The organism is Micromonospora foliorum (assembly GCF_022229015.1).
GTDB lineage: Bacteria > Actinomycetota > Actinomycetes > Mycobacteriales > Micromonosporaceae > Micromonospora > Micromonospora foliorum.
The window spans coordinates 1-502 of the sequence record NZ_JAKKFF010000531.1 but is presented as its reverse complement, the minus strand read 5'-3'; the positions used below and the strand labels follow the sequence as shown (position 1 = coordinate 502).

The window sequence follows — 502 nt, the reverse complement described above, 5'->3', positions numbered from 1 at the left end:
GCTCGACGACGTGACGCTGCTGACCGCTCCGGACCCGGCCGACGGCCAGGTCGAGGTCGCGGTGGCCGTGCCGGTGGTCGTCCGCTCGGCGTGGGGGCGCAAGCGGGTACGCCTCGAAGTTCGGCGGGCCCGTGGACGGGCGGTGTCGGTGCTGCCCAGGGAGGGCAAGGTGCCGTACCTCGACGATGGTGTCGAGGGCGAACTGACCCGCAAGCGTTCCTGGTGGATCGAGCCGGGCGCCTGGGCGGTCTGGTCGATCTGACCTCGATCGCATCGACGGGCGACCTACCTGCACCGATCGGCCCTGCTGGGCGAATGGGCCTATCCTCGCAGGAGGACTGGGGAGGGCCGTAATGGACGAGAACGCCGACCGGGCGCAGGTGCCCGGCCAGCAGCCGGTGCCGGAGCGGGACGTCGAACCACTCTGGCCGCCAGATCCCGACCGGGGCGCGGTGCCGCCCTGGGCTGCGGTCGCCGAGCAGCGGGGTGGGCCGTCGTCGGT

General features: G+C 73.1%; 1 pseudogene. It reads left to right on the top strand.

Features of this window, described 5'->3' with window-relative positions:
- Window positions 1-262: pseudogene (locus tag PSH25_RS29485) on the top strand (hypothetical protein); the annotation flags it as partial.
- Between the last annotated feature and the right edge of the window lie 240 nt (window positions 263-502).